The organism is Pedobacter frigoris (assembly GCF_032678645.1).
GTDB lineage: Bacteria > Bacteroidota > Bacteroidia > Sphingobacteriales > Sphingobacteriaceae > Pedobacter > Pedobacter frigoris_A.
The window spans coordinates 74,969-91,359 of sequence record NZ_JAVTSP010000007.1 but is presented as its reverse complement, the minus strand read 5'-3'; the positions used below and the strand labels follow the sequence as shown (position 1 = coordinate 91,359).

The following is a 16,391-nucleotide window of genomic DNA, read 5'->3' as shown; positions in this document are numbered from 1 at the left end:
TATTCATATTTATATTTGGTAAAGATCAATATATTGTTGGGCCGCCTTATCCCAGGAATGATCCAGCTGCATCATAAACTTACGGATTTCTTTTACTTTTTTCTTATCCAAAAATAAATCATATGCGCGCCCGATTGCATGGTTTACGTCCCATACGCTGGTTTGGTCATGACAGATTCCGAAACCGCCGTCTCCTATATCTGTCACGGTATCCTTGAGGCCTCCAATCCTCCGTACAATAGGAATAGTACCGTATCTTAAAGCATACATCTGATTCAATCCGCAGGGCTCTACCCTACTTGGCATCAGCAGAAAATCTGCACCTGCATAGATCTGGTGCGAAAGCTGCTCATTGTAACCTATATAGGCATTGTAGTTTCCGGGAAAAGCATGTGTCAATTGATTCAATCTGCCTTCGACCTGAGGATCTCCAGATCCCAATACCAGGACGTTAATGTCGCCATTTCCCTGTATAAGTGCATTGTAGAATATTTCAGGGAGCAGGTCTGCACCTTTTTCCCCCACCAGTCTGCCGATGAAAGTATACAATGGTTTTTCAGGATCAAGATTGAAAACGGAACATAAAGCTTCTTTATTTGCTTTCTTCCCTGCTTCCAGGGTTTTCAGGTTATATTGCTTTTCAAGCATTGGATCTGTCTGCGGATTCCAGACCTCATTATCAATACCGTTTAAGATGCCAGCTGATTTGCTTCTTTCCTGTGCCAGCAAATCTTCCAGACCATTAGCTTTGAAGCTGATCTCATCCAGATAACTTGGCGAGACCGTGGTCACGCGCCACGCACATTTAATGGCAGAAGCTAGAGGATTAATGGAACCTTTCCAATCCAGCTGACCTGATTTCCATAGGTCAAAGGGAGGAATATAATGCAATTTATCCCAACCAAACTGTCCCTGGTATTGTGCATTGTGAATGGTTAAAACTGTAGGGATATTACTGAGTTTTCTAAACTGTTCGCAATAAGCCATCATGAAAGGAACTAATCCAGTATGGTGATCGTGACAGTGGACTACATCAGGCTTGTGCTCCCATTGGGTGATCCAGTCTAAAACTGCAATCTGATAGGCCAGGAAACGTTCAGTATCATCATCATAGCCATATACTTTTTCCCTGTCCATCAAACCTGCAATATGCACCAGATAGAGGTCAAAGCCCAGCTTATTCGTCTTTTCTCGAAATATCCTTACCGGGAAATTGTGAAATCCGAGTTTACCCCAGCCATCATAAACTACTTCGAACTCATTTTCCTGCAGGAATTTAGTCTGATATGCCGGCATAACTACCTTAGCAAAGTGCCTAAGCTTGTTTTGATATTTTGGTAAAGCACCAACAACGTCACCCAAACCGCCGACTTTTGCAATTGGGTAGCATTCCGCACTAAGGTGTATAATCTCCATGATTTAAGATTTTAAAAATCATCTTAAAATAGGGATTAAGAAGCGTAAAGCAAATATTTGACGAAAAATAATTTAAGATTCTATGAGTGCTCAATAATCTATTGACGCCGCACGGGATATGCTCTCTACAAAAAAGGATATACTATGAAGCGGCATAGGGTTCATTTACTTTTCCCAAAGGAAAAGTAATTTATCCCAGCCGCAGAATAGTGTATCTTTTTTTGTAGAATAGTATAAGCAATAAAAAACCTAATCCGCTACAGCCCTGAACATTAACGCTGCAACTGTTAAATTTGTCCTGCTGTCTATTAGAATAGCTGCTCCATTGGCTTTATTTTCTGTATAAAAATCAAATGCGAGCTCATCCGCAGTTTTCAGGATCACACGTCCTATGTCGTTCAGTTTAAAATCGTAAGCATCTTGCTTCTCCAACGTATTGATGTCTACTTTGTACAGGATCTCCCGGATCTTGCACTTGGTTACTTTGCTATTGTGCTGCAGCAGGTAAGTAATGCTTTCATCAAGAGGACGGGAATCCATCCAGCATACATCGGCTTCAATTGCCTTAGAATTTTGAGGCAGATGATCCGAATTCACCAATACATCACCTCTGCTGATGTCTATATTATCTTTCAAGTGCAGCGTAACTGACTGTCCGGCATGAACTTCAGATGGCGTCTGGTCAAAGATCTCAATGCGTTCAATCACAGAACTGCTTCCGGAAGGCAAAACCGTAACACGGTCATTCACATTAAATGAACCACTCAACACCCTTCCTGCATATCCTCTGTAATCGTGCAATTCATCTGTCTGAGGGCGGACTACCCATTGTACAGGCATACGCGCAAGGTTATAATCCGGACCGGATTCCACGTCCACACTCTCCAGGAAATGCAGCAGACTGCGTCCCTGGTACCAGCTCATGTGTTCAGATTCGTTCACTACATTATCGCCCTTAAGCGCACTTACCGGAATAAATGTAACGTCCTTTAAGTTCAACTCTCCAGCCAGTGCTTTGTATTTATCCGTGATAGCATTGAATACGGTTTCGCTATAGCCAACCATGTCCATTTTATTCAGGCAAACTACTACATGCTCAATACCCAATAAAGATACCAGGTAAGAATGCCTGATGGTCTGCTCCACCACACCATTTCTTGCATCTATCAATATGATTGCCAGTTTAGCTGTCGAGGCTCCTGTAACCATGTTGCGGGTATACTGAATATGCCCCGGGGTATCAGCGATGATGAACTTGCGTTTATCAGTCTGAAAGTATTTGTAGGCTACGTCGATGGTAATGCCCTGCTCGCGTTCAGCGCGCAGACCGTCAGTTAAAATGGCCAGGTCAATTGTTCCATCATCATTTTTACGGTTGCTCGCCTGAAGAGCCTCCAGTTGATCAGCTAAAATAGAATCTGTATCATATAGCAGTCTTCCGATCAATGTGCTTTTACCATCATCAACACTTCCTGCTGTAAAAAACTTAAGTATATTCATTAAAAGTATCCTCCCTTTTTTCTGTCTTCCATTGCAGCTTCCGAGACTTTATCGTCCATACGGGCACCGCGTTCACTAATTTTTGATGCGCTGATTTCAGCGATAATGTCATCCAATTGGTCAGCATCAGACTCCACTGCCGCAGTACAGCTCATGTCGCCCACAGTGCGAAACCTGACTTTTTTGTGTTCTACGATATCCTCATCATCCATATTTAAGAAAGGTGAAGCAGCCATAAGCTGACCATTACGGGTGATGACATCCCTGTTGTGTGCAAAGTAGATAGAAGGCAGCGCTATGTTTTCTCTTTTGATGTAATTCCAGACATCCAGTTCTGTCCAGTTGCTAATCGGAAATACACGTACGTTTTCACCTTTGTGGATCTTCCCGTTATAGATATTCCAGAGTTCAGGGCGCTGGCGTTTCGGGTCCCACTGGCCAAATTCATCTCTTACAGAGAATATCCTTTCTTTGGCACGTGCTTTTTCCTCATCGCGGCGCGCGCCACCGATACAGGCATCAAAGCCATGAAGGGAAATGGTATCCAATAAGGTTACTGTCTGCAACGCATTGCGACTTGCATTCTTACCGGTTTGTTCTACTACTTTACCCTGGTCTATGGACTCCTGAACATGGCCGATGATGAGTTTTTCACCGATACGTTCCACCATTTCATCACGGTAAGTGATGGTTTCTTCAAAATTGTGCCCGGTATCTATATGAACCAGTGGAAAGGGAAACTTACCCGGTCTGAATGCTTTTTCGGCAAGTCTTACCAGTGTAATAGAATCTTTTCCTCCGGAAAACAATAAAGCCGGCTTTTCAAACTGCCCTGCTACTTCACGTAAAATGTGAATGGCCTCGGCCTCTAATTCGTCTAAATAATCTAAATTGTACTTACTCATCTCTTTTCTTGCAAATTATTTTGTCGCGTGCAAACCACATTCCTTTTTTGACTGATCTTCCCACCACCATCGTCCTGCCCTGAAATCTTCTCCTTCCCTTACCGCGCGGGTACAGGGCGCACATCCTATGCTTGGGAAACCTTTGTCATGTAACGTATTGTAAACAATATTGTGTTTTCTGATGTACTCTTTTACTTCGTCCAGCGACCAGAAAAAGATCGGATGAAACTTGATCATCTGGTTGCCTTCATCCCATTCCAGGTTGACCATATCATGCCTGTTCAATGATTGCTCAGACCTGATTCCGGTAACCCATAACTTATTGCCATTTAATGCTCTTTTTAAAGGCTCCAGTTTACGGATGCCGCAGCATTCTTTCCTGTTGTCTACAGATTCGTAAAAGCTGTTCGGACCCTTCCTGTTTACCATTTCCTGCAAAGCTTCTGCCTGCGGGTAATAAGCTTTAATTGGTTTATTGTATATTTCTAAGGTGCGGTTCCACACATAATAAGTTTCAGGGAACAACCTTCCTGTTTCCAAAGTAAACACATCAATAGCGATATCATTGGAGAAGATCATGTGGGTAACCACCTGGTCTTCCCAGCCGAAGCTGGTAGAAAAAACGATTTGACCCGGGTAAGCTTCTGCAAAATATTTTAATGCTTCTACCGGATCCATATCCTTAATTCGTGCCGCTATCTCTGCTAAATGCTCCTTCATGATTATATTAAATTGATAATAAAATTAACGATGCTGCGAAGGCTTACGAGGATCACCAGTACGCCTACTGAAACCATAATTGTCTTCACAGAAATCTTATTGGATACCTTTGCTGCAATCGGCGATGCCAATGCGCTTCCGATCACCAAACCGGCTACAGCCTCCCAGTGCGCACCATTCAACATGGTGATGAATGTCAGAGAACTCATCAGCGCAATGAAAAAGCGGGTGATCTTTACCGTCCCCAGTGAAAACCTGGCATTTCTGCCCCCGGCGATCAAGCTTGATAGCACGATAGAACCCCATCCGCCTCCACCTACTGCATCTATAAAACCACCAAATAAGCCTAGTAAAGAGATTTTTTTGATCTTACCATCTCCCTTTCTTTTGACGTTGACCTTAAAAGCTTTTGAAAGAATTACACAGCCCAATATCAATGTATATAAAGAAACAAATGGTTTGGTATAGTGACTGTAATGCTCCAGCGAGGACAATAAATAAGCACCTGTAACTGCACCTAAAATTCCCGGCAATAACAATAGGCGAAAAAGCTTCCAGTTGACATTACCAAAGCGGTAGTGCATCCATCCTGCGATTCCATTACTCAGTATCTCAGACAAATGAACACCCATGCTTGCTGAGGCCGGTGGGACACCCATTGCCAATGAAAATGAGGTAGAGGTAACGCCATATGACATCCCAATAGCACCATCTATCATGGCAAAAACAAATCCTCCCAATAAAAACCAATAAAAGATTGGGTTCAGGTTCACTACATAAGCCTGAAATTCAGGTTCTTTATGCCAGAAAGCAGTAACGACAATGGCAAATGAAAATACAATCGACACCCAGATCAGCCATTTCAGGCTTACCCTTTTGTCCTTCTCCTTACCCTCAACCAACAATGATGTTACTTCATTCAGTTTGATCACCTTGGCTTTAAAATCCCCGTTCAGGGTATTTCTGAGCGATTCCATATTCTGCAGGGTATCATTCAGCTCATTTGGCAGACCATCATTCAAAACTTCCTTCAGCCTTTTGGCTATAGTTGGAGATTTCCCATTCGTAGATATGGCAATTTTCAGATCCCCTTTCTTTACTACAGAACCCAGGTAAAAATTGCACAGATCAGGCTTGTCAGCAAAATTCACCAGTAAATTCCGCAGGTTTGCCTGTACCCTGATCTCTTCATTGAGCTGTGCATTGTTTGTCGCCGCAATTACGAGATCAGCACCATCCAGATCTTCTGCTTTGAATGCCCTTTCCTCGACATTAACCTTTTCGTAACTCCCGGCAAGCTCTTTTAGCTCCGGCAAAACATCCAAACCGATGACATCAACCCTCGCGTCAGGGCTATTACTCAGTATAGCTGCCAATTTCTCCAACCCTACGTTACCTGCGCCAATCAGCACAGTACGTATGGTATTCAACTTAATGAAAACAGGAAATAACTGGTTGCCTTCCATATACTACTAGAGTTCCTCCTTTAATGCCTCGTAAAAATCCCTGATCGGCTGGAATGAAGGATGCAGGGAAACTACTTCTCCGAAGACCAATAGTGCCGGAGCTTTAATCCCTTTTTCTTCTACCAGTTCTACTATCGTATCTACGACTCCGATGGCAAGTTTCTCATTTTCTGTTGAGCCACTTTGAATGGCTGCTACCGGCAACCTGTTTTTGCCTTCATTCTGGAAAAGTTTTACAATTTCCTTTAGTTTTCCCAGTCCCATCAATACAACTACAGTTGCTTTTGATCTTGCGGCCTCATAAAGGTCATTGGAGATCATACCTGAAGCAGTAGTACCTGTTACCACCCAAAAACTTTCACTTAAACCCCTGTGTGTAACGGGGATCTGCTGCAGGCCAGGAACTGAGATCGAACTTGATAAACCAGGCACAACTGTTACAGGAATACTGTATCCTGCCGCATAGTCCAGCTCCTCATACCCTCTTCCGAAGACAAAGGGATCACCTCCTTTTAGGCGCACAACATGGCCGTAGTTGAGGGCATAGTCAACCATCAGTTTATTGATCGTATCTTGACCATAAGAATGCTCTCCCGATCTTTTCCCAACATATACTTTGATGGCATTTGGCCCGGCGTAGTCTAATACGCTTTCGTTTACCAGTGCATCGTACAATACCACATCTGCATCTTTAAGTGCATTTACAGCTTTCAGTGTAATGAGTTCAGGATCACCTGGCCCAGCACCAACCAAGGTAATTCTTGGTTCTTTTATATTTTTTTGAGTAATCATTACAAGTCTCCTCTTTTAGCTTTAATTTGACTGATAAAGTCATTTACAGATGCCAGATAAGCAGTTGCAAATTTCTCCGTTGGTTCATTTTTATTGATTTGCAGCACCTCATCATTGAAAGACTGGTTCAATACGATCTCTCCTGTCTGTACATAATGGGTATCGAATTCTCTGATCACTCCGATCTGTGTACTGCTGTTTACTCCTTTATCCAGCAACAGTGCTTTGGCTGCGCTCACATATACTGCATAGGTATGATAGATGGCATCTGACCAGGCTTTACCTTCATAAGAAGCATTGGCCCATTCTAGCTTTTCAATAGCTTCAAGCAGCAAAGTTGAAACCAGATCGATCACTACACCGGCACACTCACCCACACCAATAGCAGTAACAAAAGTTTCTTCATGGCCCCAATCCACATACTCTTCATCTTTCAGGGTCGTAAGATCAGCCAGTGGTTTCAGCAGCTGGTAAAAATAATCCTTACCCTGTCTGTCATAGTATGCGTGGAAGCTCTCCTCACTTTGCGAATTGCCGGCATAGTCATTTAAAACTGTTCTGAGTACATCAGTAGCACGTTTAGATGGTGCTTTGATCACTCTTTCAGCTACCCTTCCTTCACCGTCGCCGATTGTTCCGCCTCCAAGCATTACCTGTACGGCAGGTACTACTTTACCATTGGCTTTCAGCGAACTGCCGTGGAAACCGATGTGTGCAAGTCCATGCTGTCCGCATGAATTCATGCATCCGCTGATCTTTATTTTAATGTCTTTTTCGTAAACCAGTTCAGGATATTCTTCATACACCAATTCCTCCAGCGCAACAGAGAGTGACATAGAATTGGAGATCCCCAGGTTACAGGTATCCGTTCCCGGACAGGTGGTTACATCCGCCACACTATCAAACCCTGGTTTTGCAAAACCCAGCTCTTTTAGCGCTACATATAATCCAGGTAAAGCTTCTTCCCTCGCGAATTTCAGCATCAGGCCCTGATTTTGAGTGACGCGTATTTCATCGGCTACATAAGGACTGATGGCCGCAACAAGCTTACGTGCCTGATCCGTAGGAATATCACCCTTGGTTACTTTAATATATACAGAAAAGAAACCTTCCTGTTTTTGAGGAACTATGTTCGTAGCTCTCCAGTGTTTATAGTCCAGTGTCTCTACTACATCCAGTACAGGATAATCTATCAGCGCCGGTGCTTCAGGCTGAGGTACCGCATCGCGGTCTATTTTGAATGACTGTACTTTATTTGCGATCCGCTCTTCTTCGATTAGTCTCAATACTTCCTCTAATCCCAGTTTTTGTACCAGGTACTTCAAACGGGCTTTATTGCGGTTGGTACGCTCGCCATAGCGGTCGAACACCCTAAGCATCGCTTCTGCATAAGGAATGATCTGATCTTCATGCAAAAACTCATGCACCAGGTTTGCTAAAAACGGCTGTGCACCCAGTCCACCGCCTAACAACACTTTAAATCCACGTTCTCCCTGCTCATTGATCTTAGGAATAAAGCCAAGGTCGTGGATATAGCTAAAAGCAGTATCACGCTCATCAGAAGAAAAAGAGAATTTAATTTTTCTACCCATCTCCTGGCAAATCGGGTTGCGCAGGAAGTAAAGAAAGAAAGCATGTGCATAAGGAGACACATCAAATGGTTCAATTGGGTTGATCCCTGCATCCGGAGATGAGGTAACGTTCCTTACCGTGTTTCCGCAGGCTTCACGAATCGTTACGTCATCCTGCTCCAATTCTTCCCATAGTTCAGGAGTTCTGTCCAGGCTCACGTAGTGAATCTGAATATCCTGACGCGTGGTTAGGTGCAAGTTACGACTAGCATATTTGTCTGAAACATCAGAGATACGGAGGATTTGTTTGAAAGTAACCTTTCCAAAAGGCAACTTAATTCGAATCATCTGCACACCCGGCTGTCGCTGACCATAAATACCACGCGCTAAACGCAGACTTCTGAATTTCTCATCATGGATTTTTCCTTCGCGAAACGCCCTGATCTTTCTTTCAAGATCAATAATGTCTTTCTCGACTACAGGATTCTCTAACTCTGTCCTAAAACTTTGCATGTCAAATTGTTTGTTTAAAAAAAAACTTCTCTGTCTGGGAGACTGGAGAAGTTCGTATATCTAATCTCAACAGCCCACGATATTACCCGTACATGCAGTGCATGATCATGTAATTAAGGCTATTGATTGTTTTGTTCATGAAGCAAATATATAAAGTATAGGGGAATAGTAGTATATATTATTTCAGAATATCTGTAAATAGCTGTTACACAGTAATATATTTTACATTACAAATACAAAGGACGTAAGAATTTTGTATCCTTTGTATTTTATTCTGAGGATTTGGCAGAATTAAAGACTTCGTTTAACTTATCTGTCAATTCCTTTCGCTTTAAATTTCTGGCGATGATTTTACCATCCTTATCGATCAGGAAGTTCATTGGCACAGCCGTTATTCCATATTCTTTCCCGGTTTCACTTTTCACACCCTTCAAATCTGACAATTGCAGCCAGGTTAGCTTATCGTCTTTCACTGCTTTCAACCAGGCGTCTTTACTGGTATCCATGGAAATCCCAATGATCTTAAAACCTTTAGCCTGATAGCTGTTGTAGACTTTTATTAAATAGGGGTTCTCCTCCCGGCAGGGACCGCACCAGCTTGCCCAAAAATCGATTAAGGTATAAGTTCCCTGAGCGGATTTTAAAGACACCGGTTTCCCCGTTTGATCCGGAATGGCAAATGAGGGAGCGATACTATTCAAAGCAGTTCTTTCGGAAGATTGTACCATTTCCAGCATCTTTTTGCCATATACTGATTCTTTTACAGCAGGGCTCAGCTTGTCATACACAGGCTTAAGGATATCCAGATCGGCACCAGCCAATGAAGATTTTGCGATATAGGCGGAAACCAAAGAGTTTGGATATTCATTGATATGCGCTATGGTCATCTTCTGAATCTGATGGCTGATCAATTTTCGACTGGCTGTAAGACTATCAATTCGGTTAGTTTCAGACTTCTTTAGACTATATATAGCATCGGAGATTGAGAACCATCTTTTCTTTAACTTTTCCAGCTTCTTATTCAGCACATTATACTCATCCTGTGCGGTACTTCCCGAAGCGGAAAGTTCCGATCGATCAAGAAAGCTGCCTTCTATGTAGAGGTTTCCGGGTGACAAGAAGAACGGCCCTTTATATACAAACCAACCGGGCACATTGCCCTTGCTATCCTTAGCCTGCATTCCCAATAGAAAAGGTTCCATCCCTGAAATTCTGCCTGAGAAGCTGAACACATGATTCACTATTTTGGTGGAGTCAATTTTTGATTCTTTTATTTTGCCCTCGCCATGACTTAAATAAATCCATCCATCCTGACGATTATGGATTTTACCGGTAATGAAGTAGTTATTGGTAGTGTCACTCTGCGCTTGGACCGTTTTAATATTCGTCATGTTTAGCAATACGAAAAGCAAAAATACAACTGGCGAAATTATCATCTTTGAGCGCATAAGAATAAGTTATTTGGTGAATAAATCTAATGTAAAAAAATTACAATAACTATCCTTTTAATCAAAAAGCTCCACTAAACTAGTCAGTGGAGCTTTTTAAAGAGAACGACAATCAATTTGTAGTTTTGAATAACAGTTGCCATTAAAGCCAACAGCTATTCCAGGATTATGATCAAGGCTCTACATAACCAGAAAAAGCGTAAAATCGGACAACCGAAGGGATATCAAAAAAATTAGAATATCTTATTGGCGCCGAACCTACTGAACCATCCCCTTCCCCTCGTATCCAAACCCGATCTACAAGATCCGGTTTAAAACCTTCTCCAGACGGATGTCTATGGTCTATGACCGTCATACGTGAATCGCCGGTGAAGTTAAAAATATCAGATTGCCCATCCATTGGGTTAGTATGAATTGCAATAATAAATCCTTCAGCCCGTGCTGCATAGAGTTCTGCCTGTTCTAATGTAATTTCTTCAAAATTTTTGTGTTTGGAAAGCACCAATGAAGTAAGTACAGCAGATCCACCAGGCAACTTCGGAATATTTGGGTTACTACAAATAATTTTATTGAAAATAGAACTTACATAATCCGCCCCATCTCCAGTATATTTAGTAGTATCCATTGCTAATTCAAACTGCGGCAGGGAATAAATAGCTGAAGGGAGCTTAGATGTAGCGACATTAAGTTTACTAAAGGAACTTGCCACTTTATTCATCAAAGAATCAACTTTCAACTGCTTTGCGATTTGCAAAGGAGAAGGATTATTTTCCTTACAGTTGTACAGTAAAATGTAATTCCCATTAGCATCAGCAGTCAAAGACGAAAGATCCAAATAGTTTGTTGGATAATAATAGCTTGTATTGCCGACGGTAATCGCACTATTAGTAATACTAATACCTACCGAACTACATGTCTGTGAAGTTGTATTACTAGTTTTCTTACCAGATCGAGATAATCCTGCTGATTGTTCCTCAATCTGAAATTGATTGTTTTTTTGACATGCCATAAAACTGACAGCCATTCCAAGCGTTAAAAGTGTTTTTTTCATATTATTTGATTCACGTTAATGTGCTAGTTATTCACCCATGGCTTTCCATCCAAGTTCCACTCTGGTTTTATAGGAATCTTTAACCAGGAGTAAACTTGAGTAGCTATATCTACTGCTTTTGGCACATCGGCCTGTATTACATCACCGCAAAGGTTCTTACCTGTCTCTTCCCATTTTGGCGTACCCGCCATTTTAAGATTGATGTTTCTTAAGCTGTAGTCTTTCATGATGGTTCCTTTGCCATCATTACCTTTCCACCAACCCATTAAATTATCATAAAAGGGATGATCGGGAGTAATGGTAGTATCACATTTAGCGAAGGTTTTAATTGTTGCATCATCCAATGCCTCATTCCAAATCCTGATATCCGCCATGTTTACTTTCAAGGTCTTGCTATAGTTTAAAGATCCCTCATTAGCTACTGCAAACTTTCCTTTTAATGTATTGTCTAAAGTGGTAAGTGTAGTGATTGTCGCGCTATTTAGTAAAAAAACGCCATCCTGATACAATTTCACTGTCGAATTCCTGTTAACCGTAACTGCAATATGATGCCACTTGCCATCACTTAAAACGGGAGTTGTTAATTTCGGGTCAATCCTTCGGGTGCCATCACCCGCATTAAAACCCCAGCTTTGGCCGTTAACAAATACCACCCAACCCGGTCTGGTTCCGGAATTCCAATCCTTATTGCCCAATATTGCCGGATCACTAGACAGAGTACCATCCACTTTAATGCGACACTCAACAGTAAACCTACGCCACTTATCATAGGAATAAAAGCTTGAATCGCTATAAGCATATTGGCCGGAAGCATTCAAAAACTTTACAAACGTGGTATTGGTTTGCGATTTTGCAATGTTGTTCTTATTGAACTTTTTATTATAAAATACGGTAAAAATATTCCTTGACTCATACTCATTTCCACCTGTACCTGTTAACGTGCCGCCGTGATCAGTGGAAATAATCACCAACCAGTCTTCATTTTTTATAGAAGCGCGGGCATCAATTGCAGCAGTCAATTCACCTACATAACCATCCGCAGCTGCAATGGCCTGCATATATTCCGGGATTGAAGGATCAAAGCCATATTGTGTACCAGCTGTATTCACGGAATTAAAATTCACAAAAACTACATCAGATGTGGTATCTGTAAGTGCGGTAACCGCACTGTTTTTCACGGAAATATCGTCTTTTTCAAAGCTATTTAACACGTCTGCATTGCTTACCAGGTTGGTATTTATCGAAGTGGTAGACGATATTGCAATGGTTTTCAGATCAGGATTAAACTCCTTAATACGCTTAAAGAACATAGGATATTTATCAAACTTATTTCCTGTGTAAGAATTCGTTACAACCCCATGTTTAGCACTCCAGGCGCCTGTAAGCATAGACGACCATCCCGGAGCTTCCAGTGTTGGGGCTTCAGTCAGCGCATCAAAGCTGTAAATAGAATTATTCAACATCTGATTGATGTTAGGCACATTAGCCTTCATAATTGCATCACCACGCACACCACTGATCCCTATGATCAGGACTTTTCTGTGCTTGGCGGAAGGGTTATTCTGATCAAGATCTCCGATCACATCGAACCTGGGCTTATTACATGACGCAACCGTGAGTAATATTCCCAGCATAAAAAGGTAACCTCCTTTGCTAAAAATTCCTTTGTACAATTTTCTCATATTTTTTACGGTTTTAAACTTTGTAAATATTTTTTTAATAAAAATTAAACAACAATAAGTCTGACATATTCCTTAATACTAATTTAGTATATATAAACATATCATTTTAATAACAAAAACTTAACATCAGTACATATATTATATATACACCAATTAAATGCCAGATAAACAGATCAATAGCACAAACATAATAAAAACATATCCACTAAACAAAGTTTACAAATATTAAAAAAAATATTTTATTTATTGCAAATTTTATTCTACAATTGTATTACCAAAACAACAGGGATTTTCAAAGACACCACTAACCAGATCAAGACATCTCAATAATAAATAATTAGTAAAAATTACCTAAAACCAGCTTTATGCAAAATTGTTACCCATTATTTTCCAGGAGGCTACTAACAGCTGCATTGTCAGTCAGCTTTTCCATGCTCTATGTAAGTGGTTTCGCTCAAGATGTTAAAGTTGCCAGGCAAATTGATACCGCAGGATCGGCAATAGATACTCTTGGACGGTTTAACGCCAAGGTAAAGGTCTCGGATCTGAATATATCAAGAGCGCTGCAAACTCCATTTTCGAATGTTAATCAATTGCTACAGGGCAATGTTGCAGGTTTAGATTACCGCAGAACCACCGGTGAGCCTGGAGTCAACTCGTCTACCTTGATCCGGGGAACATCTACATGGTTCCTGAACGGGAAGAGTAGTTACTATGCACAACCCACTTACGTTATAGATGGAATCCCACTCATAACAGAGCATCCTTTTGCGTTCGACGTGAAGCAGTATGATTTTGAGCGCATGGGCACCAACACAGACATTACTTCTATACTGGATTTTAACGACATAGAATCCGTAAGAGTACTGAAAAATTACAGCCAGACCGCCAAATACGGTCCTTTGGGAGTGAATGGAATTATAGAAATCACCACAAAACGTCCATACTCCGACAAAGGAAAAGTATTGTTCAATACTTATTCAGGCCTTGGTCAGCAAGCAAATATTAGTCCCACTAACGGTGTATTTGAAAGCGCATTCAGAATGCAGTTTTACAATAAATATGCATCTAATGCACAGAAGCTAAATTATCCAACTTACTTGTCGGATTCTTCTCAGCCAGCCTATTATGGTCCGGCCAACTGGGATAATCTATATTACAACAACAGCTTCATCACCGGAAATTCACTCTCTATATCGGGAGGTAAACAACGTGCTAACTTTTCATTTGGCGTAGGACAACAAAGAGATGCCGGCGTAGCCGATAAAACAGGATTAGACAGGTACAATGTGTTTTTGAAAATCAATGTAATTCCTGTCAAAAATCTCCAGATCTACTCCAACCTCAGCGGTTCGATATTGAACAGACAGCGCAACAAATCTTTAATGAGCCGGTATACAGAAGAAGAATACCTTCCGGACCTAACTACGCCCTTGTCCCCAAACAAGGATTTCCTGGGTGTTTATTATGGAAACAGTGAAAAGATGATGGATGTAAACAGAAGCTCTTATATGCAGGGGCAGCTGGTAGTAAAATACATCATATCTGATCAGCTGGAGCTAAAATCTTCATCTGCAATGGGCATCAACGACAATACCAGGGAATATTTTGTTCCGGCTTCCATAAATGAAGGAAACAGTTTTGTTTCTTATTATGCTGGATTCAACAGAAGGATATATACAGACAACTCCATTTCCTATAAAAATACTTTCGCCGACAATCATAACATAGCGGTAACAGTTGGCCAGACCTTACAGCTCGACAAATACAAATATGATTATACGAAAGGATATCGCGGTCCATCAGACTTCATAAAAATCATCAAATCAGGGGGTACCGTGGATAGAAACGGATATGTAATTGAAAATACTTTCGACAAAACGATGGTGTTTACTTACAAGGATTTTGTAAACCAGAATCTGGTGTCATTTTACGGAAATGCAAACTATAACTATCAGAATAAATATGGTATTGATGTCATGCTTCGTACAGATGGAACCTCCAATCTGTATCAAAACGGGGTAAGCTGGTTTTTCTCTCCATCAGTAAATGCTTACTGGAACTTAAAAAATGAGGATTTCCTGAAGTCATCAACATTGTTTAACAGCTTAAAGCTATATGCTGGTTATGGACGAATCGGCCGCACATTTATCGACAACAATAACGGATATGGAACCAATTACACTGTAGATATCGGATGGAGCGGAAGCCAAAATATCCCTTCATATGCAGGTATACCTACGCTTAGTTTACCATTCAGCAAGGGCTACGTTGGTTTTGGTATCCACTGGCCGTATTCAGAACAATTCAACCTGGGACTGGAAACTTCTCTTTTCAACAACAGGCTTTCTGCAAACATTGAGCTATACAACAAAACAGACCGGGAACTTGCTTTAAATACCCCTATCCCATCTGAATATGGCTTCAGCAATAAGCTGTCGAACGGAATGGATGTGAGAAATCAGGGTTTGGAAGTCACTTTAAATGCACTTGCTGTGAATGTAAAAAACTTTAGCTGGTCTACCGGCATTGTTTTCCAGACCAACAGAAACAAACTGCTTGCACTACCAAACAACTTCACTTCATTCGTGAGCAACAACAGAAAGATAACCGTTGGTCAGCCCATCGACAACTATTGGCTGCTACAAAACGAAGGCATTTACAATAGCGATGCTGAAGTACCGGTTAACCCTTCTACAGGAAATAAATTAAGTTATAACGGAATCCCGTTGACAGCTGGCGACCCTATCTGGAAAGATACGAATGGTGATTATGTAATAGACGACAATGACAAAATCAGCAAAGGACAGCTTACTCCTCGTTTTGCAGGAGGTTTCAACAACAGCTTCGTTTACAAAAACCTTTCGCTGAACGTCCTGATCACTTACGCTTTAGGGCGCGACATCATCAACAGCAATATGGCGAACCGCTTTGACTTTGTAAATCGTGAAGGTGTTGATCAATTGGCGGGTATAAAGGAAGTCACCTTCTGGACTAAAACCGGTGATTATAGTAAATATCCAGTATACAATCCTTGGAGTTCTGTTAACCCCTACCAGGCCGACCAGACCTTGTTTCTTGAAAACGGTTCATATGCAAAACTGAGGACTGCTACATTGAGTTACGACCTAAGCACTAATCCATGGGTAAAAAAACGTAAAATATCGGGCTTAAAAATATACGCAACTGCCAACAACCTGTTTACAATCACCAATTACTCAGGAACAGATCCAGAGCTGGTAAACTTTATGGGATACGATGCGGGATATGGCATGCAGATACCAAAAACATACACACTAGGCTTAAACCTTACACTTTAAACCCAAG

General features: G+C 41.3%; 11 protein-coding genes. 1 reads left to right on the top strand and 10 read right to left on the bottom strand.

Annotated elements, in window-relative coordinates; all coding sequences use genetic code 11:
• Positions 1-9: 9 nt before the first annotated feature.
• The 10 genes from R2Q78_RS19075 to R2Q78_RS19030 all read right to left on the bottom strand — a co-directional run bounded on the left by R2Q78_RS19075 (position 10) and on the right by R2Q78_RS19030 (position 13,064).
• A complete protein-coding gene (locus R2Q78_RS19075; protein ID WP_316794149.1) occupies positions 10-1,416 on the bottom strand; it encodes a glycogen synthase in 1,407 nt (468 codons plus the stop codon).
• A 249-nt stretch (positions 1,417-1,665) separates the two neighbouring features.
• A complete protein-coding gene (locus tag R2Q78_RS19070; RefSeq protein ID WP_316794148.1) occupies positions 1,666-2,916 on the bottom strand; it encodes a sulfate adenylyltransferase subunit 1 in 1,251 nt (416 codons plus the stop codon).
• A complete protein-coding gene (cysD, locus tag R2Q78_RS19065; protein WP_316794147.1) occupies positions 2,916-3,821 on the bottom strand; it encodes a sulfate adenylyltransferase subunit CysD in 906 nt (301 codons plus the stop codon). Before cysD ends, R2Q78_RS19070 begins: the two co-directional genes overlap by 1 nt.
• A 15-nt stretch (positions 3,822-3,836) precedes the next feature.
• Positions 3,837-4,541 (bottom strand): phosphoadenylyl-sulfate reductase, encoded by a 705-nt coding sequence (locus R2Q78_RS19060; RefSeq protein ID WP_316794146.1) that lies wholly within the window; start codon positions 4,539-4,541, stop codon positions 3,837-3,839.
• A 2-nt stretch (positions 4,542-4,543) separates the two neighbouring features.
• Positions 4,544-6,007, bottom strand: a complete 1,464-nt coding sequence (locus R2Q78_RS19055; protein WP_316794145.1) for a TSUP family transporter — start codon at positions 6,005-6,007, stop codon at positions 4,544-4,546.
• 6 nt (positions 6,008-6,013) lie between these two features.
• Positions 6,014-6,799 carry a uroporphyrinogen-III C-methyltransferase gene (gene cobA, locus R2Q78_RS19050; protein WP_316794144.1) on the bottom strand — a complete coding sequence of 262 codons (786 nt, stop codon included), beginning with the start codon at positions 6,797-6,799 and terminating at the stop codon, positions 6,014-6,016.
• Entirely contained in the window at positions 6,799-8,883 is a 2,085-nt protein-coding gene (locus tag R2Q78_RS19045) for a nitrite reductase (protein ID WP_316794143.1), read from the bottom strand. The genes cobA and R2Q78_RS19045 overlap by 1 nt, the downstream gene beginning before the upstream one ends.
• A gap of 269 nt (positions 8,884-9,152) precedes the next feature.
• Positions 9,153-10,274 carry a TlpA disulfide reductase family protein gene (locus R2Q78_RS19040; RefSeq protein WP_316794142.1) on the bottom strand — a complete coding sequence of 374 codons (1,122 nt, stop codon included), beginning with the start codon at positions 10,272-10,274 and terminating at the stop codon, positions 9,153-9,155.
• A gap of 229 nt (positions 10,275-10,503) precedes the next feature.
• The gene (locus R2Q78_RS19035; protein ID WP_316794141.1) at positions 10,504-11,382 is read right to left on the bottom strand and encodes a hypothetical protein; all 879 of its coding nucleotides are present in this window, start codon (positions 11,380-11,382) and stop codon (positions 10,504-10,506) included.
• A gap of 23 nt (positions 11,383-11,405) precedes the next feature.
• Entirely contained in the window at positions 11,406-13,064 is a 1,659-nt protein-coding gene (locus R2Q78_RS19030) for an alkaline phosphatase family protein (protein WP_316794140.1), read from the bottom strand.
• 365 nt (positions 13,065-13,429) lie between these two features.
• On the opposite strand from R2Q78_RS19030, the gene R2Q78_RS19025 reads away from it, so the two are divergent.
• Positions 13,430-16,384: a SusC/RagA family TonB-linked outer membrane protein gene (locus R2Q78_RS19025; RefSeq protein ID WP_316794139.1), complete on the top strand. Its 2,955-nt coding sequence runs from the start codon at positions 13,430-13,432 to the stop codon at positions 16,382-16,384.
• Positions 16,385-16,391 lie beyond the last annotated feature (7 nt).

What these genes read in the sequence shown, in the direction of transcription:
- R2Q78_RS19075 (WP_316794149.1), bottom strand. Translation starts at nt 1,416, where the DNA reads ATGGAGATTATACACCTTAGTGCGGAATGCTACCCAATTGCAAAAGTC.
- R2Q78_RS19070 (WP_316794148.1), bottom strand. Translation starts at nt 2,916, where the DNA reads ATGAATATACTTAAGTTTTTTACAGCAGGAAGTGTTGATGATGGTAAA.
- cysD (WP_316794147.1), bottom strand. Translation starts at nt 3,821, where the DNA reads ATGAGTAAGTACAATTTAGATTATTTAGACGAATTAGAGGCCGAGGCC.
- R2Q78_RS19060 (WP_316794146.1), bottom strand. Translation starts at nt 4,541, where the DNA reads ATGAAGGAGCATTTAGCAGAGATAGCGGCACGAATTAAGGATATGGAT.
- R2Q78_RS19055 (WP_316794145.1), bottom strand. Translation starts at nt 6,007, where the DNA reads ATGGAAGGCAACCAGTTATTTCCTGTTTTCATTAAGTTGAATACCATA.
- cobA (WP_316794144.1), bottom strand. Translation starts at nt 6,799, where the DNA reads ATGATTACTCAAAAAAATATAAAAGAACCAAGAATTACCTTGGTTGGT.
- R2Q78_RS19045 (WP_316794143.1), bottom strand. Translation starts at nt 8,883, where the DNA reads ATGCAAAGTTTTAGGACAGAGTTAGAGAATCCTGTAGTCGAGAAAGAC.
- R2Q78_RS19040 (WP_316794142.1), bottom strand. Translation starts at nt 10,274, where the DNA reads ATGACGAATATTAAAACGGTCCAAGCGCAGAGTGACACTACCAATAAC.
- R2Q78_RS19035 (WP_316794141.1), bottom strand. Translation starts at nt 11,382, where the DNA reads ATGAAAAAAACACTTTTAACGCTTGGAATGGCTGTCAGTTTTATGGCA.
- R2Q78_RS19030 (WP_316794140.1), bottom strand. Translation starts at nt 13,064, where the DNA reads ATGAGAAAATTGTACAAAGGAATTTTTAGCAAAGGAGGTTACCTTTTT.
- R2Q78_RS19025 (WP_316794139.1), top strand. Translation starts at nt 13,430, where the DNA reads ATGCAAAATTGTTACCCATTATTTTCCAGGAGGCTACTAACAGCTGCA.